Consider the following 19924-nt stretch of genomic DNA (forward strand, 5'->3'; position numbering starts at 1 on the left):
TATCATAGGAGGTTCTTTTTTTACTTAAAGCTAAAGCTTTTTATTCCTACCACCAGCATAGCTGGTGGTTTATTCATGCTAAAGCGAACAAAAAAAACCGTCCGGACAGATGTCCGGACGGTTTGATGCGCAAATGGCTTATTTATCAGCCAAGGCTTTATAGGCTTCGTAGCGTTCTTTGCTGCGTTCGCGGGTAAGGTCAAAGAGTTTTTGAGCTTGTTCCGGAAGCGCTTTAGCAAGAGAGGTGTAACGGACTTCAGTTTTAATGAAGTCATCAAATTTATCATAATCCGGTTCTTTCGAATCCAAGATGAAGGGGTTCTTCCCTTGTTCTTTGAGTTCCGGATTGTAACGCCACAGATGCCAGTAACCGCATTCAACAGCATCTTTCATGTGTTGTTGGCTGATGCCCATGCCTTTGCGGATACCGTGGTTGATGCAGGTTGCATAAGCAATGATGATGGACGGACCATCATATGCTTCTGCTTCTTGGATGGCCTTGCAGGTTTGGTTCATGTTAGCGCCCATGGCGATTTGTGCAACATAAACATTGCCATAGGTAACAGCCATCATGCCGAGGTCTTTCTTATTGGTCCGCTTACCGTCAGCAGCGAATTGTGCAATAGCTGCCGTCGGGGTGGATTTAGAAGCCTGACCACCGGTATTGGAGTAAACTTCCGTATCAAAGACGAAGACGTTGATGTTTTCGCCGGAAGCGAGGACGTGGTCCAAACCGCCGTAACCGATGTCGTAAGCCCAACCGTCACCGCCAAAGATCCATTGGCTGCGAACTTTCAGGAATCCGTTAACGTCGTCAATGGCATGCAGAACTTCATCGTCAGAGCCTTCAACGGCTTTAGCAATAACTTCTGCTGCTGCAGAGACTTCATCAACGTTACGGTCATCAATATTGGCCAACCATTTTTCAGCTGCTGCTTTTAGGTCAGCGTCATAGTTGCCGTCAGCAACTTGTTTCACAAGATCTGTTAACTTGCGCTTCATTTGCTTATCGGCAATAACCATCCCCATACCGAACTCGGCGTTGTTTTCAAACAAGGAGTTCTGCCATGCAGGACCTTGGCCCTTGTCATTGGTGGTGTAAGCCAGGCTCGGCGCCGGAGCACCCCAGATGGAGGAGCAGCCGGTTGCGTTGGCGATCATCATACGGTCACCAAAGAACTGGGTGATGAGTTTGGCGTACGGGGTTTCACCGCAACCTGCGCAAGCACCGGAGAATTCAAGCAAAGGTACTTTGAATTGAACACCCTTGCTGGTGGTGGTGTTGGTCAAGTTGGCTTTATTGGAGACCTTATGGGTCATGTAAATCCAATGGTCACGTTCTTTAGCCGCTTCTTGCTCAACCGGAGCAAATTTCAAAGCTTTTTCTTTAGCCGGGCAGGTATTGATGCAGCTGCCGCAGCCTAAGCAGTCCATCGGGCTGACTTGCATGCGGAATTTCATGCCTGCAAATTCTTTACCCTTGGCATCGACCAAGGTCATGTCCTTAGGTGCATTGGCCGCCTCTTCTTCGTCTAAGACAAAGGGACGAATAACAGCGTGCGGGCAGACCATGGAGCATTGGTTACATTGGATGCAGTTTTCAGGAATCCATTCAGGTACGAAGAGCGCCGGCATCCGTTTTTCAAACTTAGTCGTGCCGCTCGGATAAGCACCTGTTTCCAAACCGACGAATGCGCTAACCGGGAGTTTGTCGCCGGCTTGTGCCAACATCGGACGGAATACTTTACGGATAAATTCCGGTTCATGGGTGCAATGGGTACCCTTGCTGGCGGTATCTTCCGCATTCTTCCAGCTGTCCGGAACTTGAACTTCATAGAGGATTTCAACGGCTTTATCAACGGCTTCGTTGTTCATGTTGACAACAGCGTCGCCTTTTCTACCGTAGGTCTTTTTGATGGCAGCTTTCAAGAAACGAACAGCATCTTCAAACGGAATAACTTCGGTCAGTTTGAAGAAAGCCGTCTGGGTCACCATGTTGGTGCGGTTGCCCAAACCGATTTCCTGGGCAGCAGTGGCCGCATCAATGGTATAGAACTTAATATTATTGTTGGCGATATAGCGTTTCATATGCGCCGGCAAATGGGTATCCAGTTCTTCCTGACTCCAGGTGCAGTTCAGTAAGAAGGTACCACCCGGTTTCAAGCCTTCGAGAACATCATAAGAGTTCACATAGCTGGATTTATGGCAAGCCACATAGTCAGCCTGGTCAATTTGATAGGTGGAACGGATTTTAGATTTACCGAAACGCAAGGAAGAAATCGTTACGCCACCGGATTTTTTAGAGTCGTAAGAGAAGTAACCTTGTGCGTACATATCGGTATTGTCACCAATGATGGCAATAGCGTCTTTGTTGGCACCAACGGTACCGTCAGAGCCGTAACCCCAGAAACGGCATGCAATGCAGTCAGCCGGGCTGGTGGTCACCGGTTCGCCAACTTCCAAAGAAGTATGGGTAACGTCATCAACAATCCCAACGGTGAAGTGGTTCTTCGGTTCATCTTTCGCCAAGTTTTCATAAACAGCGATCAATTGAGCCGGGGTAACGTCTTTAGAGCCTAAGCCATAGCGGCCGCCAATGATAAGCGGATGCATGTCTGCATCATAGAACATCGTCTTAACATCTTCATAAAGCGCTTCGCCAAGGGAACCAGGTTCTTTGGAACGATCCAAAACGCTGATTTTCTTAACGGTTTTCGGCAGTACGTCAAAGAAGTGTTTGCTGCTCCAGGGACGGAACAGGTGAACTTCAACCATACCGATTTTTTGACCTTTTTCGGTCAAGTAGTCAATAACTTCTTCCAAGGCTTCGCAGACAGAACCCATTGCAACAACAACGTTTTCAGCGTCTTTGGCACCGTAGTAGTTAAAGATGCGATAATCACGGCCGGTTTCTTGGGAGACGGCAGCCAGATAATCTTCAACCACATCGACCACATCAACGTAATTTTGGTTGATGCCTTCACGTTGTTGGAAGAAGATATCCGGGTTTTGGTTGGTCCCTTTAATAACCGGTTTTTCCGGATTGAGGCTCTTGTCACGGAATTCTTTAACAGCTTCATAATCCAATTGGCTCTTTAAGAATTCTTCGTCAATCACTTCAATCTTTTGAATTTCATGAGAGGTACGGAAACCATCAAAGAAGTGAATGAACGGCAGACGTGCCTTAATGGCAGACAACTGCGCAACACTACCGATATCCATAACTTCCTGAACACTGGAGCTGGCCAACATGGCAAAGCCGGTACCGCGGCAAGCCATTACGTCAGAATGGTCACCAAAGATCGACAAGGCATGGGTGGCAACAGCACGTGCAGCAACTTGGAATACGGTCGGCAGTAATTCCCCGGCAATTTTATACATCACAGGCAGCATTAAAAGTAGACCTTGAGAAGATGTATAAGTTGAGGTCAGGGCGCCGGCGGACAAGGAACCATGAACAGCGCCTGCTGCGCCTGCTTCAGATTCCATCTCAACAACTTTAACGGTTTGGTCGAAAAGGTTTTTACGACCTTGAGCACTCCAAACATCAATTTTTTCCGCCATCGGAGAAGACGGCGTAATCGGGTAAATAGCAGCGACATCCGTGAACAAATAGGAAACATGTGCAGCAGCGGTGTTACCGTCCATGGTTTTCATGTTCTTCGGTTTTCCGCTTCCTGCGGGTGCGTTAGAAACGACCGATTCTTTTTCTTTAATAGACACGGTTTTCCTCCTCAAAATGAATAAGTTGTATACCCCTTATGAGTACTTTAACATATTCACCACCGTAATTCAATTTTAACAATCCATCTGTAGCGGATTTTTGATAAGTTTTTTTTATTTATGGATTATTTATTTTTCAACTTTATCAACAAAAACGGTTTTAAAACAAATTTATTTGATTACTATCCGGCATTCCCTCTAAAATACCCAATCGTTGCATCTCTTCCACCATCGCAGCTCCAACCTTTCCTCTATTTTTTAAATCTTCAACAGAAATAAAGGGTTTTTCTGATCGCGCTTCGGCGATAGTTGTCGCAATAGTCTGTCCAAGTCCAGGAATAGCAACTAAAGGTGGTAAAAGGGCATCGTCGACGATTGTAAATTTTAAGGCGTCGGACCTGTCAATATTGACCGGTAAAACGTGAAAGCCGCGGACCAAGAGTTCCAAGGCTACCTCTAAAACACTGATAGCCGCCTTATCTTTAGCTGAGGCGTCTCTACCACAATTGTATATATTTTGAATTTTCTTCTGTACAGCTGTCTTTCCTGCAAGGACTGTTGCCAGGTCAAATTCGTCTGCGCCACGGACTGTAAAGTAGGCCGCATAGAAGGCCAAGGGCTGGTTAATCTTAAACCAGGCTATCCGATAAGCCATCATGACATAGGCCACGGCGTGGGCTTTAGGGAAAAGATATTTGATTTTTTCGCAGGAGGCGATGAACCATTCAGGAATGTTGCTTTCTACCATAGCCGCATGGTGGTCATCGCTCAAACCGCGCCCCTTTCGCACGCTTTCCATGATTTTAAAGGACAGGCTGAAATCCATGCCTTTTTCAATCAAAAAAAGCATGATATCATCGCGTGTTGAAATAGTTTCAGTAGCCGAAGCGGTCCCACTGCGAATCAAATCTTGGGCATTATTTAGCCAAACGTCTGTCCCGTGAGAAAAGCCGCTGATCCGTAAAAGCTCTGCAAAAGATTGTGGTTTAATATCTTCCAACATTTGCCGGGTAAATTTGGTGTTGAATTCCGGCACGCCATAGGTGGCCACCGGGGAGCCAAGTTCATCCGCCGTAACCCCTAGGGCGTCTGTGCTGGAAAAAAGAGACATGGTAGCGGGATCGTCCAGTGGAACTTGTCGCGCATCCAGGCCGGTCAAATCGCCCAACATTTTAATGACGGTCGGATCATCGTGGCCGAGAATATCCAGCTTGACCAAACGATCGTTGATGGAATGGTAGTCAAAATGGGTGGTGACGATCTCCGTTTTCACGTCATCAGCCGGGCGTTGAAGTGGCGTAAATTGGTGTACATCTAGGCCCTTCGGAATAACCATGAGGCCTCCGGGATGCTGTCCGGTGGTGCGTTTAACACCTGTACAGCCGTTGCGTAAGCGGTTCATTTCAGCGCTGCGATGGACTTCGCCACGTTCTTCATAAAATTTGCGCACATAGCCGAAGGCGGTTTTTTCCGCAACGGTGGCGATGGTCCCGGCGCGAAAGACATTGTCTTTTCCAAATAAGGTCTCGGTAAAGGCATGGGCTGAGGGCTGGTACTCTCCGGAGAAATTTAAATCAATATCCGGTACCTTGTCCCCCTTGAACCCTAAGAAAATTTCAAATGGAATGTCGAATCCGTCTTTATCCATTTCCGTTCCGCAATGGGGGCAGACGGCACGCGGCAGGTCGATGCCTGTTCCGGCGCCGGCCTTGTTGCTGAAGTCGCTATAATGGCACTGCGGACAGCGATAATGCGGCGGCAGGGCGTTCACTTCAGTGATGTTGGTAAAGTAAGCCACCACCGATGAACCAACAGAGCCACGGGAGCCAACCAAGTAGCCGTCCTCATTGGACTGTTTAACCAATTTATGAGCAATCAAGTATAGGACTGCGAAGCCATTACCAATAATGGCTTTCAACTCTTTTTGGATGCGCGCTTCGACCAATTCCGGCAGCTCTTCTCCGTACAAGGCGTGGGCTTTTTCATAGGTAAGCCGCTCTATCTCTGCTTCCGCGCCATCAATTTCCGGGGCGTATAAGTCACTTGGCACCGGTTTAATGTCTTCGATTTGCGCTGCAATGGCATTAGGCGCCGTAACGACGACGTCGTAAGCATCCGCTTCACCCAGATAAGAAAACTCAGCCAGCATTTCATCTGTATTCCGATAATATAGGGGGGCCTGCTGCTCCGCATCTGAAAAACCTTTGCCGGCCATGAGAATGGTTCTGAAAATGGCATCTTCGGCGTTGGCAAAATGCACATCGCAGGTTGCAACGACAGGTTTGCCCAGCTTCCGTCCCAGGGCAAAAAGGCGTTCATTTAATTTCTGAAGATCTGCCCGTTCATGAACGATATCTTTGCGAATCATAAAGGCATTGTTGTCCAGCGGTTGAATTTCCACATAATCGTAAAAGGCGGCAAGCGCTTCCAAGCCGGCTTCATCATCCGGATGGGCCAGCAGGTACTGCATCAGTTCCCCGGCTTCACAGGCGCTGCCAATGATTAACCCTTCCCTGGCATATTCAATCAATCGCTTGGGAATGCGCGGCCGGCGTTTAAAATACCGCAAATGGGATTCGGTGGTCAGCTTGTACAAGTTCAGCAAACCGGTCATATTTTTTGCCAGCAAAATACAGTGGTAGGTGCGCGGCTTTTGATTTTCCGGGATACTGTCATCAAAGATGTAGGCTTCCATGCCATAGATAATTTTAATGCCTAGTTTCTTGCCCAGGTCATAGGCCTGGGGAAAGGCTTGAACCACACCATGGTCTGTAATGGCGATGGCCGAATGGCCAAGCTGGGCCGCCAATCCGACCAGCGATTTTAAGCTGGAAACCCCATCCATATTGCTCATTTGAGTATGCAAATGCAATTCCACCCGTTTTTCCGGGGCCTGATCGATGCGGCAGGCCAGGGTCTTTTGGTTGATGTTGTTGACCATAATGACCAGCTCTTGGCTGTACCGGTCCACTTGGGCGCGACCGTTCAGGCATATACCGCCGGCACTTTTCAAAGTTTCTAAAAGGTCGGCTGTTTCTTTTTTATCGCAAAAGAGGCGACACTCGATGCTGTCCGTTTGGTCGGTAATGCTGAAGGTGACCAGGCCTCTGTCGCTTTTTAATTCACGGGCCTCCAGGTCAAACAATTGACCGGCACAGCAGACGCGGTTGTTTTCTTCTGTAATTTCAGCAATGGTCACCGGCACTTGCTTGATGGTCTTGCCAAATAAAACATGGGCCGCCTTACTAGCTTTGGCACTTTTAGCCGACCGTACCGGCGCCGCTGTTGGCCGTTTTGCTTCAACCGCTGCCTGGGTCGGCGACGTGCTGATGATGTTGAGCGGCTTGGCGGGCTCTTCTTCAACTGCACTACGCAGCAAGCGCACCTGCGCATTTTTTTTGCCGATTTTTTCGAGCCACTGGGTAAGGCTACGCTCAGCATCCGCTTTATGCAAGCGTTTGAGCACCATATCCGAGTGCACGCTGACCGTAAAAAGATCCCCGGCTTCACAAAAATCGCACTCAGTCAGCCAAGGCGCCAAACTGGGCAGGGCATCTGCCAAATAGTCCAGTAAAAGTGTTTTTGACGCCAACAGATCAGAGGTGGCTGCCAAGCTCTCGCAGGACATCTGGACAGACAAATTGACCTCCGCCGGATAACATTGGCGAAGGTATTGCGTTACTTGCTCTTTCAGCGGCAGGTCAGGCCAATAGGGGACCTCCAAGAGCACCACCAAACGCTTAGACCGCGTTTGAATAAGCACCTGTCGGACGACAGCTTCTTCCAAAAATATTTTTACGTTCTCTTCTAGTCGTCCCGAAAAGTCATCTTTGACTAGAATCGACATAGACTTCCTCCTACTTTATCTCATAAAAGGCTTGAACAGCAGTGGTTAAATCAGCCGGCTGCAAGGTTTGTTTTTCACCGCTGCGACGGTCCTTCCACTCAATTTCGCCATTTTCAACGCTGCCCTTGCCGACGATCAGCTGCACCGGAATGCCAATCAGGTCTGCATCGTTAAACTTAACGCCGGCGCGCTCCTTGCGGTCGTCAAAAAGAACTTCAATGCCGGCCTCGGTTAAGGCCTTATAGGCAGCCTCCGCCATTTGGGCAATCTCAGCATTCTTCATGTTGACAGCAATTAGGTGAACTTGATAGGGCGTAAGGGCCTTGGGCCAAATGATGCCGCGGTCATCGTGGTGCTGTTCCACGGCGGCGGCCACCGTACGGCTGACACCGATGCCATAGCAGCCCATAATGAGGGGGCGGGCCTTACCGTTCTCATCTAAAACGGTGGCGCCCATGGCTTCCGAATACTTGGTGCCCAACTTAAAAATCTGACCCACTTCAATGCCGCGGGTAAATTGAAGCTTTTCGCCACAAACCGGGCAAGGGTCCCCTTCAACCAACAAGCGCAAGTCACCGTAAGCGCTGATATTTGCGTCACGCTCCAGATCCACATGGATATAATGATAGGCATTTTCATTGGCGCCTACCACGACACCCCTGGCACCTTTTAAGGCCTGGTCCGCATAAATGGGTATATCCTCCGGCATGCCGACCGGTCCCAAGGACCCCGGGTCTGCACCAAGGCGGTCATGGATTTTTTCAGGATCGGCCAGGGTCAGTTGATCACAGGGATGGATTTTTTGCACTTTAATGTCATTGACCTCATCATTGCCCAGGGTCAAGACACAGATCAAATCACCGTCTGCTTCAAACATCATGGTTTTAACGCATTGCTCTGCCGGCAGATCCAGGAAGGCCCCTACCGCATCAATCGTCTTCGCATCCGGGGTATAAACCTTTTCATAGGCGGCATCATCTTCGGCATAGGTCACCGGCTCAGATGTGACTTCGGCAATTTCCTGGTTTGCCGCATAATCACAGGAGGGGCAAATGGCCAAAACGGATTCGCCATTATCGGCCAAGACGTTAAACTCGTGGGTATAGCCGCCACCAATCTGACCAGAATCGGCCAAAACAGGCTTAAAGGTCAGTCCACACCTGCTGAAGACGGCGGTGTAGGCCTTATACATATCCTCATAAGCCTGGTCCAGTCCGGCTTCATCCAAGTCAAAGGAATACAAGTCTTTCATGACAAATTCGCGACCCCGCATCAGGCCAAACCGTGGCCGACGTTCATCGCGATATTTATTTTGAATTTGATACAAGCGCAGGGGCAGGGCTTTATAAGAGCCGATGGTTTGGCGCACCAAGTCGGTAATGACTTCTTCGTGGGTTGGACCAAGGCAGAATTGGCGCTCGTGTCGGTCCCGAATGCGCATCAATTCCTCGCCGTAGACCTCCCAGCGGCCGCTCTCTTCCCACAATTCAGCCGGCTGCAAAATCGGCATCAGGACCTCTTGCCCACCGAAACGGTCCATTTCTTCACGGACAATGGCTTCCACTTTTGCCAAAACCCGGTGGCCTAAGGGCAAGTAATTGTACAAGCCCGCTGCAGTTCGTAAAATATAGCCGGCTTTCAACAGCAATTGATGACTGGGAATTGCTGCATCAGCAGGGATGTCACGCAAGGTGGGGATTAACGCTGTCGTCATTCTCATAGTTTTGTTTCCTCCAGTAAGAGTTCTTGTAAATGTTGTTCAAAGGTCTCCAGTAGGGCCTCTTCAGACACGCTGGCGACAATTTCGCCTTTGCGAAAAACAAGGCCCCTGCCTTTTCCGCCGGCAATGCCAATATCTGCTTCTCGCGCTTCACCCGGGCCGTTCACCGCACAGCCCATAACGGCAATTTTAAGCGGTTTCTTGATGTCTCGGGTCAACTCCTCCACCGCTTCCAGGAGCGGCAGCAAGTCAATTTGGGTGCGGCCACAAGTCGGACAGGCTATGATGTTAACGCCTGAATCAATAAGCCCGCAGGCTTTTAAAATGTCATGAGCCACCGGAATTTCATTGAGCGGATCGCCGCTTAAGGAGACACGCAGGGTATCCCCAATCCCGTCCAACAATAAGGCGCCGATGCCCACAGCAGATTTTATCGTGCCTGTGCGCACGCCGCCGGCTTCTGTTACACCCAGGTGCAGCGGATAATCCAGCTGGGCTGCCGCCAACCGGTTGGCCGCTACCATTTCCTGAACGCCGGACGCCTTCACCGACAAGACCAGCAAATGAAAATCAGCTGCCTCACAGACCCGCACATGGTTGACCAAACTTTCCACCATGGCTTCTGGTGTCGGGCCGCCGTATTTTTTAAGCAAGTCCCGTTCAACCGAGCCGGAATTCACCCCGATGCGCATCGGGGTCTCCGCCTTGCGGCAGGCCTCGATTACCTGTAAAAACCGGTCATGACCGCCAATGTTACCGGGATTAATCCGGACGCCATCAACCCCACAGGCCACGGCCGCCAAGGCCAAGCGATGGTCAAAATGAATGTCCGCCACAATGGGCACCGGACTCTTGTTTACAATCGTTTCCAAGGCCGACAAGGCCGCCTTATCCGGCACCGCCACCCGAACCAACCGGGCACCGGCTGCGGCCAGCGCATGAATCTGTGCCAGCGTTGCGGCGCTGTCGTGGGTATCTGTGTTGGTCATGGACTGAATAAATACCGGATGGTCACCGCCCACCCCTAAGTCTCGCACTGTAAAAGATCGCGTTTTATGTCGCATACTAACCTCACACCAATCGTGATATATCGTTAAAGGTTACATAGATCATAAGCCCCATTAAAAAGGCAAAGCCAACCAAATTTACCAGGCCTTCTTTTTCTGCGCTGACCGGCCGACCGCGCACCGCTTCCAATAACAAAAAGAGCAAGCGGCTCCCGTCCAGGGCAGGAATGGGCAACAGGTTCAATAAGCCCAAATTGACAGATAGGGCTGCCGTCAGCATCAGGACATTGACTGCCCCATGCTGCGTTGATTCATCAATGGCTTTAACAATGCCCACCGGCCCGGCCAGGCCTTCTTCCTTATCGCTGACAGACGTTTTGCCGGTGACCAAATTCCCCACCGCATCAAAGATGATCATGGACATCTGCTTGGTCATCTTGACACTGGCCGTCGCTGCCTCCGAAAAATCCAACCGGCGTTGTTCATAAACCGTTTCATGGGAAATGCCAATCAAATACCGCTTTTCGCCTGCACTCCATTTGGGCAGAAGCGGCAAATCGTGCACCTCACCCTTGCGTGACACACTTACCGTCAGCTGAGCCCCTTTTTCATCGGCGATGGCTTTTTGCAAGGCGGCCCAACTGTTGACAGCTTTTCCGTTAACCGCAGTGATTTTATCGCCTGCCTGCAGCCCCGCATGAGCTGCCGGACTCTTGTCACTCACTTGTGAAATCACTGTATCCATTTCCATTTTCGGCACTTCAACGCCGACCGACATGAAGACAATCATAAAAATCAAGACGGCCACCAGCAAGTTCATCAAGGGACCGGCGGCTGCAAAAAAGGCCCGGTGTAAAATTGGTCGGTTCGGATAACGCCGCGGGTCATCAGCCGGCAAAGGGCTCTCTTCTTCTAAATCCCCACTGGCGCCGGTAACGCTGACATAACCGCCGGCTGGAATAGCAGCAATGACGTAGTCGGTTCCACCTTTGGTGAAGGTTGTAATGGCCGGCCCCATGCCAATGCTGAAGGTTTCCACGTTCATTCCGGAAATCTTTGCAATCATAAAGTGGCCCAGTTCGTGGACAAAAACCAAAAATCCCAGCAGCAAAACAGCAATCACAAAGGACATCACAGCCGATCACCCGCCTGCCGGCAAAGTTCCTGGGCCTTGGCCCGCGCCGCTTGGTCAACTTCAGACAAATGCGCCAAACTTTCAACGGCATCCGCCTTAAAAGCAGCCATGGTTTCAGCCGCCACATCAGCAATGGCCAAAAATCCAAGTTTTTTATCTAAGAATTGGGCCACAGCCACTTCATTGGCTGCATTCAGGACCGCCGGCATAATGCCTCCTTGCTCAATGGCCCGGTAGGCTAATTTTAAGGCCGGGAAGTCTGCCCAGCGCGGTTCAGCAAAATGCAGGGTCCCGATTTTTGCTAAATCAAGGGTTGGAAAACTGTTGACCAGACGGTCTGGCCAGCTGAGGGCATATTGAATGGGCAAACGCATGTCTGCCGTGCCCAGTTGCGCCATAATGGTCCCGTCTGTCCATTGCACCATAGAGTGAACAACGCTTTCTTCATGGACCAATACCTGGACCGCATCCGCCGGCAGCCCAAAAAGGCGAACCGCCTCAATGACTTCCAGCCCTTTGTTCATCAGGGTTGCCGAATCAATGGTTATTTTCCGCCCCATATGCCAGGTCGGGTGGCTCAAGGCATCTTCCGGGCCAACCTCAGCCAGTCGTTCCCGCGGCCAATGGCGGAAGGGGCCTCCTGATGCCGTCAGGAGAATCCGCGCCGGCTTGCCGTTGGCTTCCAAACATTGAAAGATGGCCGAATGCTCGCTGTCTACCGGAATGATGCGTCCACCGTAACGTTGCAAAGCATCGGCCACCAAGTCTCCGGCGGCAACCAGTGTTTCTTTATTGGCCAAGGCCACCGTTTTTCCCATTTCCAAGGCAAGCAGGGTCGGATGAATACCGGCCGCCCCGGATATGGCCCCCAAAACAAGGTCAACGGTCGACAAGGCCTCTTGCAAGTCCTGCCAATCTGAAAAAACAGCCATCCCCGCCTGCTTGAGTTCCGGCGCCAATTCCCGATAGGTTTCAGGCGCCGTGATGAAAACCGCTTTCGGGCGAAATTTCAGCGCTTGTTTGCGAAGCAGGTTTGCATTCCTATGCCCTGCTAATACACTGATAGAAAAAAGTGATGGATGTTCTTCCACCACTTGAAGCGTTTGTCGACCGATGGAGCCGGTGGCTCCCAATACCGCTATTTCTTTCATATCGATCCTTTCTCAAAACTTATAAGGTCGCCAAAAAAGGCAACAGATAGCTGACCACAGGCAAAACCAGCATCAGACTGTCAAAGCGATCCAAGATGCCGCCATGGCCCGGCAAAATATTACCGGAATCTTTTACCCCGAAAGTCCGCTTGAGTAAACTTTCAAATAGGTCTCCTAAAATGCCCACCACGGCAATTGCAACGGCAAAAAGAACCGTCGCCGCCGGACCGGGCAGGGCTTTAATAAAGACATTGGCGATGAGCAGGGCCAGAACAGCCAAAACAATACCGCCTACAGCCCCTTCCACCGTTTTATTCGGCGAAAGCTGGGCTGCCAATTTATGCCTCCCAAAGGCGCGCCCTACAAAATAGGCGCCACTGTCTGAAAACCAAACCGTCAAAAAGGCCATGAGCAGCAGCCAGCTGCCATGGGGTGCGTCATATAAGACCAGGGCATGCATTAGCGTCCACGCCCCGTAAATCAGCATCAAAAGCAAAAATCCCAAATCACCGATGGGCAAGTGCGGGTAGGCAAACACACCAAGCGCCAGCAAAACAGTCAGGTAAAAGGCCAAAACGATGCCCTGCCAATCAGGAACCTGCAGCAAATAGGTCACAAAAAAGCCGACTGCTCCACAGGCAGGCAACCACAAAAAGGCCAGCGGCCGTTTCGGCGCATACATCCGCGCCAATTCAAACAAGGCCCCCGCCGTTAGCGCCACCACCAAAAGCAGCATCAAGGGACGCACGGTAAACAAGCAGAGCAGGATAACAGGGATGCCCACCGCTCCGGTGATGATTCGTTGTCTCATATCTTTCCTTTCATGGCGATGCCCCCGAAGCGTCGGTCGCGCCCTTGGAAATCACCGATTGCCTCCAGCAGGTCAGCAGGCGAAAAATCCGGCCACAGAACATCTGTCAGCCAAAGTTCCGCATAGGCCATTTGCCAGAGCATGAAATTTGAAATGCGAAATTCCCCGGAGGACCGAATAATAAAATCCGGATCCGGTTGGCCCGCCGTGTATAATTTTTCAGCAATGGCCGCCTCATTAATCGTTTCAGGCGAGCGGTCACCGGCCGCCACTTCTTGCGCCAACAAGCGGGCAGCTCGCACCAGCTCCTGCCGTCCACCGTAATTCAGGGCAATGTTAAAGTGCAGCGTGGCATTATTTTTCGTTTTTTCTTCCACACGCTGCAAGCTGGCCTGCACCTTGTCCGGTAAGCCGGCTTTGTCGCCAATGGCCATCAGGCGCACGTCATTGCGCATCAGTTTATCACACTTGCGATCCAAATATTCCACTAAAAGCGCCATCAAGCCGTTGACCTCACTGGTCGGTCGCTTCCAGTTTTCCGTGGAAAAAGCATAGACGGTCAAATACTCGACGCCTAAAGCAATCACCGTTTCTAAAATGGCGTCCATGGCTTCTACCCCGGCCCGGTGCCCCTTTAACCGCACCAAACCTCGCATGGTCGCCCAACGCCCGTTACCGTCCATGATAATACCTATATGCCTCGGTATATTGCCTTTTTTCAATTGGCTAATCCGTTGATTGATTGACTCAGATTGACTCATTCGTTCACCCCGACTCTTTTCAATGTTTCATGTTATTGTCATGGTATCATTTTATCATAAGCGCGGGCGAGTGAACAGGCTTAGGGGTGCAGAGATGGTTACAGATTCACCTGAAGTGGCTGCAGGCGCATATTGCCGCCCATCATTGCGCCCAAACAAAAAGCCCTTCCTACCGAATCTCCGGTAGAAAGGGCTCTGCTTAGAAAACAAACAACTGATTAAAACTCCAGTACTTCTTTTTCTTTTTCCGCCACCACGCTATCCACTTGCTTAATGGCGTCATCGGTCAATTTTTGCACATCATCTTGGCCTGATTTAGAATCATCCTCTGGAATTTCTTTCGCCTTTTCCAGTTTTTTAATTTGGTCGTTGGCATCGCGGCGAATATTACGCACGCTGACCTTGGCATCTTCGCCACGTTTCCGAGCCTGTTTTGCCAAATCTTCACGCACTTCCTGGGTCAACTGAGGCAGGGGCAGGCGGATGACGGTCCCGTCATTATTGGGCGTAATGCCCAAGTCGGAGGCTTGAAGGGCCTTTTCAATTTCCCCGATAATGGCTTTATCCCAAGGTTGGACCGTCAAAAGACGTGGTTCCGGGGCGCTGATATTGGCCACTTGATTAAGGGGCGTCGGGGTACCGTAATACGGCACGGTAATGCCATCCAATAAAGAGATATTGGCTTTGCCGGTTCGGATGCGGCTTAATTCTGTCCGCAAGGATTCAATGGACAAGTTCATACGGTTTTCTGTGTCTTTTAAAATATCGTTAATCATCTTGTTCACTCCCTACATAGGTGCCGATGGTTTCGCCCATCAGCGCGCGCTTCATATTACCGCGTTCCATCATATTAAATACGATAATGGGGATATCGTTGTCCATGCACAAAGAGGTTGCCGTGCTGTCCATCACTTTCAGCCCACGATTTAAGACGTCAATATAGGACAGTTTATCAAATTTTTTTGCATCGGAATGCGTCTGCGGATCACAATCGTAAACGCCGTCAACTTTCTTGGCCATAAGAATAACCTCGGCTTCAATTTCAGCCGCCCGCAAGGCAGCGGTGGTATCCGTTGAAAAAAACGGATTCCCGGTGCCGGCGCCAAAGATAACCACGCGGCCTTTTTCAAGATGACGAATGGCCCGGCGTTTTATATACAGTTCCGCCACTTGCCGCATTTCAATCGCCGTTTGCACCCGCGTATCAATGTTGTGGTTTTCCAGCACATCCTGTAAGGCCAAGGCATTGATCACCGTTGCCAACATGCCCATGTAATCGGCAGTGGCGCGATCGATACCGCGCTTGGCCCCGGCTACACCGCGCCAAATGTTGCCTCCACCGACAACGACGGCGACCTCAACCCCCATGGCGATGATGTCGCCAATCTGTTCCGCCAAGGAATCCAATACGCTGTTTTCAAGACCGAAGCCCTGATCGCCTGCCAATGCTTCACCAGAGAGTTTGATAATGACACGTTTATACTTAGGTGTTTCCATACAAACCTCCTATCTACGAAAAAAAGGATCCATTTCATAAGAAATGGATCCTTTCGGCCGTTAACCTTGGTTGACTTGTGCAGCCACTTCAGCGGCAAAGTCTTCCGAACGTTTTTCCAAGCCTTCGCCCATTTCGTAACGCGTAAACCGGCGAATTTTAATATTTTCACCAAATTCAGCAATAGCGGATTTGACAATATCCTCGATGGTTTCGTCAGTTTCGGAGCGAATGTAGGCTTGTTGCATCAGGCAGTTTTCGGCGTAGTACTTTTTCAGACGGCCTTCCACCATTTTTTCAACAATGTGCTCCGGTTTGTTTTCATTTAAAGCTTGTGCCTTCAATACTTCACGTTCGTGGTTTAATTCTTCTTCCGGCACTTCTTCAGCGGTCAGGTAAGACGGGTTGGCCGCTGCAATATGCATGGCGATGTTTTGGGCAAATTCTTTAAAGGCATCGGTCTTTGCCACAAAATCGGTTTCACAGTTGATTTCAACCATAACACCAATCCGGCCACCCATGTGCAGGTAGGAAGCAATGACCCCTTCAGCGGCGATACGACCGGCTTTTTTCGCCGAATCGGCCATGCCTTTTTCACGCAATAAATCAACAGCTTTGTCCATATCTCCGTCTGTTTCCTGCAAGGCTTTTTTGCAGTCCATCATGCCGGAGCCGGTTTGTTCACGAAGTTCTTTTACCATAGAAGCGGTAATATTTGCCACAGAGATACCTCCTTAGTTGTCAACAACGGTCTTTAAAAAAGGTAACCGCCGGCCATGCCAACAGGTTACCTTTATGACGTCTATTCAGCTTCAGTTGCTTCCTCAGCCACGTCTTCATCAAAGCCCTGTTTGGCTTCAACAACGGCATCGGCAATAACGGAAGTCAATAATTTGACTGCGCGAATCGCGTCATCATTGCCCGGAATGACATAGTCAATTTCATCCGGATCGCAGTTGGTGTCAACTACAGCGATTACGGGAATACCAAGCTTACGCGCTTCATGCACAGCAATTTTTTCTTTGCGCGGATCAATGACGAAGATGGCTCCCGGCAGTTCCGGCATATTTTTGATGCCGCCAAGGTAGCGTTCAAGCTTCTCTTTTTCAGCCAAAAGCAAAGATTTTTCTTTTTTGGTCAACAGTTCGAGCGTACCTTCTTCTTCCATCTTTTCCAGTTCGAAAAGACGTTTGATACGCGTTTTGATGGTTTTGTAGTTGGTCAACATACCGCCCAACCAACGTTCGTTGACGTAATATTCGCCTGCGCGAATGGCTTCGTCACGAATGGATTCTTGAGCTTGTTTTTTCGTACCAACGAAAAGAATGGGTTTGTTTTCCTCAACAGTTTCTTTGACAAAGTCAAAGGCATCTTTCATGAGGCGAACTGTTTTCTGCAGATCAATGATGTAGATCCCATTGCGTTCTGCAAAGATATAAGGCGCCATTTTAGGGTTCCAGCGCCGTGTTTGATGTCCAAAATGCACACCGGCTTCTAAAAGTTGTTTCATAGAAACGACGGACATTTGGGCACCTCCTTTCTGGATTTTCCTCCGATCCTCTCATGTCCTGCCTCATCTTTCTCTCCGGAAGCAGGTAATGAAGACCGTGTGTTTTTTTACCTCAAGTAGTATAGCATACCCGCTATTATTGCGCAAGCCTTTCAGTATAAAGGTGCCGATTCTTTTCCCAGCCGAGCATAGGTGACCATGGCCAGACAGACAAAAATCAGCAGGCACAAATACATGACTTGGTAGCCCCAGGCCGCTGCAGCAAAACCGGCCACAACCGATCCAACGGCCATGCCGCCGTCAAAGCCGACAAAAAAAGTCCCGTTGGCGGCGCCGATGCGACCGCGCGCAGCCCGGGTAACCGCCAGGCTTTGAAAAGCCGTTTGACCTGTGGCAAAGCCGGCGCCAAAGAGCATGCCGGCCAGGCAATACATCATTAGGGTATGGGCAAAAGCCGTCAAGACCAGCGATGCCGCCAAGGCCGCCAGGGCCGGAAAAACAGCCACGGACAGGCCGTAGCGGTCAATCAACTTGCCGATAAACGGCCGGGAAAGAATCATGGCAAGGGCATAGACAATAAAATAAGCACCGATATTAGCCACGCCGCGTTCATAGGCAAAAACAGCAATAAAACTTGAATTGGCCCCCATTACGGCGGTTAAGAAAAACATCATCATGGCCGGTTTGACGGCATTTTTTTCATAGAATCGGTGGAGGCGACCGGCCGTTTCATCGTGCTTGGCAACCTCGTAAGGCGGTTCTGAAAACAGGACCATCCCTGCAATGGCCAGCGCCAAGAGGGCCGTGGCCAGGTTGCTCACTGCATGAAAGGAGACATAATCCAGCAAGTACAGGCCCACGGCCGGCGCTACGGCCAAGGCCAGAGCCGTCGATAGGCCATAATACCCCATGCCCTCGCCAAGGCGTGGCCGTGGAATGATGTCGGCTGCCATGGTGCTTGAAGAGGTACTGGCAATGCCCCAAGCAAAGCCTTGCAGCATCCGCACCACCAGCAGGAGCCCTACCGTCGAAATAAAGCCGATGCCAAAGGTCAAGACGCCCAGGGCCACCATCCCGATAATAAAAATGCTTTTACGTCCAAAGGTGTCCAAGAGCAGCCCTGCTAAAAAGCGGGTGACAATGGAGGCAATGCAAATCAGGCCAATCAGCAGACCAATGCTGCGGTCTCCGGCACCAATGGCTTTGGCGTAAACCGGCAAGGTGGGGGTCAGTACTTGAAAGCTCAAGAAAAGCATTAGATTGATGAGCAAAATGCCAATAAATGGCGGTGTCCACAGCTTAACCGCTTCCGTTTGTTCAGGATTTGTCATAGGGCTTCTCCGCCGCCAACAGCTCATCAACTTGCCGGTAAAGCGCTGCCAGCGTTCCGTTATTGTCAATCGGTTTCGGGCCATAGGCCAGGCGGTCTGCATCGCTCATTTGAGCCTCTATTTTTTTGAGCGCAAAGGCTTCATCAATCTGGTCCCGCGCAGTCAAACGTTCAACCTGCTTTTGTCGACTGGTCTGAACCAGCCATACCTCATTACAGAAACGCTGAAAACCGGTTTCATACAGCAGGGGCACCATCAGAAAAACCAGGGGCCGGTGGGCCACCTCTGCCATGCGTTCTTTGACCAGGCGATGAATGGACGGGTGCATAATCGCATTCAACTGCTTGCGCTTCTGCACATCGGTAAAAACGCGCCGGGCCATTTCCGGCCTGTTCAAGCTGCCGTCTGCCAACAAGATATCCTGCCCGAAGGTGTTGGTCAGTAAAGCCAGGGTATCGCTGCCCGGCTGCACCACTTCCCGAGAAATAACATCTGTATCGATGACAGGATAGCCCAAGCTGAGCAAATAATCCCCCACAGCTGATTTTCCCGAGCCGATGCCGCCGGTAATGCCGATGTATTTCGCCATAAGACCTCCTATGATGACTGACAGTGGGGACAATAAACGCTGGAGCGACCGCCCACAAGGACCCCCTTAAGCGGTCGTCCACAGCGTGGGCAAGGGGCTCCCTTTCGGCCATATACCGCATGGGCCCTCTGAAAGCTGCCTGTATGCCCGTCAGCTGCAACATAATCGCGGATAGAACTGCCGCCGGCGGCAATGCCTTCTTCCAAGACCGCCTGTATGGCCTTTTGCAACCGGACGCAGTCTGCGCGGCTAAGCCGACCGGCCGCCTTCCGCGGGCGAATCCCGGCACGAAAAAGGGCTTCGTCCGCATAAATATTACCAACGCCGGCTAAAATTTTTTGATTCAAAATAAAGCTTTTCACCGCAATTTTTCGTCCCCGGCTTTTTTTGTAAAGCCAGGCCGCGCTAAAGGCCTCGCTCAAGGGCTCCGGGCCCAGGTGGACCAAGGGGGCCGCTTGAAAGGGGTCGGTCGTCCAGAAGGCCATGCCGCCGAACTGGCGGACGTCCTGATAGTGCAAGGCCAGCCCCTTGTCAAAGCGGAGGACAATATGCGTGTGCGGAGCTACTTCTGCTGAGCCGTCTTTTACCAAGAGGCGACCGCTCATGCCAAGGTGCGCCAGCAACCAACAGCCTTCTGTAAACGAAAAGATAAGGTATTTGCCCCGTCTGTCAATGGCAAGGATGCGCCGGCCGGTAAGGCCCTCGGCAAAGGCCTGGGCATCTCCTCGCGGCCGCCTGACCTGCTTGGGCAGATTGACCTCGACAGCCGTAATGACGGCACCTGTTAAGCTGGAAGCAAGGCCGCGACGCACCGTTTCCACTTCCGGTAATTCAGGCATCGTCC

At 50.7% G+C, this 19924-nt stretch carries 15 protein-coding genes; all 15 read right to left on the bottom strand.

All coding sequences use genetic code 11. The annotated features are described in order from the left end of the window. Window positions 1–138: 138 nt before the first annotated feature. Window positions 139–3657 (bottom strand): pyruvate:ferredoxin (flavodoxin) oxidoreductase, encoded by a 3519-nt coding sequence (nifJ, locus tag BLQ16_RS07380; RefSeq protein WP_091792153.1) that lies wholly within the window; start codon window positions 3655–3657, stop codon window positions 139–141. 226 nt (window positions 3658–3883) lie between these two features. After that, on the bottom strand, window positions 3884–7570 hold the full coding sequence (locus BLQ16_RS07385) for a PolC-type DNA polymerase III (RefSeq protein WP_091792099.1): 3687 nt from the start codon (window positions 7568–7570) through the stop codon (window positions 3884–3886). A gap of 10 nt (window positions 7571–7580) precedes the next feature. Beyond that, on the bottom strand, window positions 7581–9290 hold the full coding sequence (locus tag BLQ16_RS07390; protein ID WP_091792100.1) for a proline--tRNA ligase: 1710 nt from the start codon (window positions 9288–9290) through the stop codon (window positions 7581–7583). Beyond that, complete coding sequence (gene ispG / locus BLQ16_RS07395; RefSeq protein WP_091792101.1) at window positions 9287–10354, bottom strand: flavodoxin-dependent (E)-4-hydroxy-3-methylbut-2-enyl-diphosphate synthase; 1068 nt, start codon at window positions 10352–10354, stop codon at window positions 9287–9289. The genes BLQ16_RS07390 and ispG overlap by 4 nt, the downstream gene beginning before the upstream one ends. A 7-nt stretch (window positions 10355–10361) precedes the next feature. Beyond that, window positions 10362–11429 carry an RIP metalloprotease RseP gene (rseP, locus tag BLQ16_RS07400; RefSeq protein ID WP_091792102.1) on the bottom strand — a complete coding sequence of 356 codons (1068 nt, stop codon included), beginning with the start codon at window positions 11427–11429 and terminating at the stop codon, window positions 10362–10364. Then, window positions 11429–12583 (bottom strand): 1-deoxy-D-xylulose-5-phosphate reductoisomerase, encoded by a 1155-nt coding sequence (gene dxr / locus BLQ16_RS07405; protein ID WP_091792103.1) that lies wholly within the window; start codon window positions 12581–12583, stop codon window positions 11429–11431. The genes rseP and dxr overlap by 1 nt, the downstream gene beginning before the upstream one ends. 19 nt (window positions 12584–12602) lie before the next feature. Then, window positions 12603–13394, bottom strand: a complete 792-nt coding sequence (locus tag BLQ16_RS07410; RefSeq protein WP_091792104.1) for a phosphatidate cytidylyltransferase — start codon at window positions 13392–13394, stop codon at window positions 12603–12605. Further along, window positions 13391–14155, bottom strand: coding sequence for an isoprenyl transferase (locus tag BLQ16_RS07415; protein ID WP_091792105.1), 765 nt, complete (start codon window positions 14153–14155; stop codon window positions 13391–13393). Before BLQ16_RS07415 ends, BLQ16_RS07410 begins: the two co-directional genes overlap by 4 nt. Before the next feature lie 218 nt (window positions 14156–14373). Next, window positions 14374–14931, bottom strand: coding sequence for a ribosome recycling factor (gene frr / locus BLQ16_RS07420; protein ID WP_091792106.1), 558 nt, complete (start codon window positions 14929–14931; stop codon window positions 14374–14376). Then, window positions 14924–15652, bottom strand: coding sequence for a UMP kinase (gene pyrH, locus BLQ16_RS07425; protein WP_091792107.1), 729 nt, complete (start codon window positions 15650–15652; stop codon window positions 14924–14926). The genes frr and pyrH overlap by 8 nt, the downstream gene beginning before the upstream one ends. A 60-nt stretch (window positions 15653–15712) precedes the next feature. Next, window positions 15713–16372 (bottom strand): translation elongation factor Ts, encoded by a 660-nt coding sequence (gene tsf, locus BLQ16_RS07430; protein ID WP_091792108.1) that lies wholly within the window; start codon window positions 16370–16372, stop codon window positions 15713–15715. 80 nt (window positions 16373–16452) lie between these two features. Next, window positions 16453–17175: a 30S ribosomal protein S2 gene (gene rpsB, locus BLQ16_RS07435; protein WP_091792109.1), complete on the bottom strand. Its 723-nt coding sequence runs from the start codon at window positions 17173–17175 to the stop codon at window positions 16453–16455. 137 nt (window positions 17176–17312) lie between these two features. Next, window positions 17313–18491, bottom strand: coding sequence for an MFS transporter (locus tag BLQ16_RS07440; protein ID WP_159428037.1), 1179 nt, complete (start codon window positions 18489–18491; stop codon window positions 17313–17315). Further along, window positions 18478–19080 (bottom strand): dephospho-CoA kinase, encoded by a 603-nt coding sequence (coaE, locus tag BLQ16_RS07445; RefSeq protein WP_091792111.1) that lies wholly within the window; start codon window positions 19078–19080, stop codon window positions 18478–18480. Before coaE ends, BLQ16_RS07440 begins: the two co-directional genes overlap by 14 nt. 8 nt (window positions 19081–19088) lie before the next feature. Next, a complete protein-coding gene (gene mutM, locus BLQ16_RS07450) occupies window positions 19089–19919 on the bottom strand; it encodes a bifunctional DNA-formamidopyrimidine glycosylase/DNA-(apurinic or apyrimidinic site) lyase (RefSeq protein ID WP_091792112.1) in 831 nt (276 codons plus the stop codon). Between the last annotated feature and the right edge of the window lie 5 nt (window positions 19920–19924).

The organism is Peptococcus niger (assembly GCF_900101835.1).
GTDB lineage: Bacteria > Bacillota > Peptococcia > Peptococcales > Peptococcaceae > Peptococcus > Peptococcus niger.

What these genes read in the sequence shown, in the direction of transcription:
- rseP (WP_091792102.1), bottom strand. Translation starts at nt 11,429, where the DNA reads ATGTCCTTTGTGATTGCTGTTTTGCTGCTGGGATTTTTGGTTTTTGTC.
- nifJ (WP_091792153.1), bottom strand. Translation starts at nt 3,657, where the DNA reads ATGAAAACCATGGACGGTAACACCGCTGCTGCACATGTTTCCTATTTG.
- BLQ16_RS07410 (WP_091792104.1), bottom strand. Translation starts at nt 13,394, where the DNA reads ATGAGACAACGAATCATCACCGGAGCGGTGGGCATCCCTGTTATCCTG.
- BLQ16_RS07390 (WP_091792100.1), bottom strand. Translation starts at nt 9,290, where the DNA reads ATGAGAATGACGACAGCGTTAATCCCCACCTTGCGTGACATCCCTGCT.
- BLQ16_RS07440 (WP_159428037.1), bottom strand. Translation starts at nt 18,491, where the DNA reads ATGACAAATCCTGAACAAACGGAAGCGGTTAAGCTGTGGACACCGCCA.
- dxr (WP_091792103.1), bottom strand. Translation starts at nt 12,583, where the DNA reads ATGAAAGAAATAGCGGTATTGGGAGCCACCGGCTCCATCGGTCGACAA.
- ispG (WP_091792101.1), bottom strand. Translation starts at nt 10,354, where the DNA reads ATGCGACATAAAACGCGATCTTTTACAGTGCGAGACTTAGGGGTGGGC.
- mutM (WP_091792112.1), bottom strand. Translation starts at nt 19,919, where the DNA reads ATGCCTGAATTACCGGAAGTGGAAACGGTGCGTCGCGGCCTTGCTTCC.
- frr (WP_091792106.1), bottom strand. Translation starts at nt 14,931, where the DNA reads ATGATTAACGATATTTTAAAAGACACAGAAAACCGTATGAACTTGTCC.
- pyrH (WP_091792107.1), bottom strand. Translation starts at nt 15,652, where the DNA reads ATGGAAACACCTAAGTATAAACGTGTCATTATCAAACTCTCTGGTGAA.
- rpsB (WP_091792109.1), bottom strand. Translation starts at nt 17,175, where the DNA reads ATGTCCGTCGTTTCTATGAAACAACTTTTAGAAGCCGGTGTGCATTTT.
- coaE (WP_091792111.1), bottom strand. Translation starts at nt 19,080, where the DNA reads ATGGCGAAATACATCGGCATTACCGGCGGCATCGGCTCGGGAAAATCA.
- BLQ16_RS07385 (WP_091792099.1), bottom strand. Translation starts at nt 7,570, where the DNA reads ATGTCGATTCTAGTCAAAGATGACTTTTCGGGACGACTAGAAGAGAAC.
- BLQ16_RS07415 (WP_091792105.1), bottom strand. Translation starts at nt 14,155, where the DNA reads ATGAGTCAATCTGAGTCAATCAATCAACGGATTAGCCAATTGAAAAAA.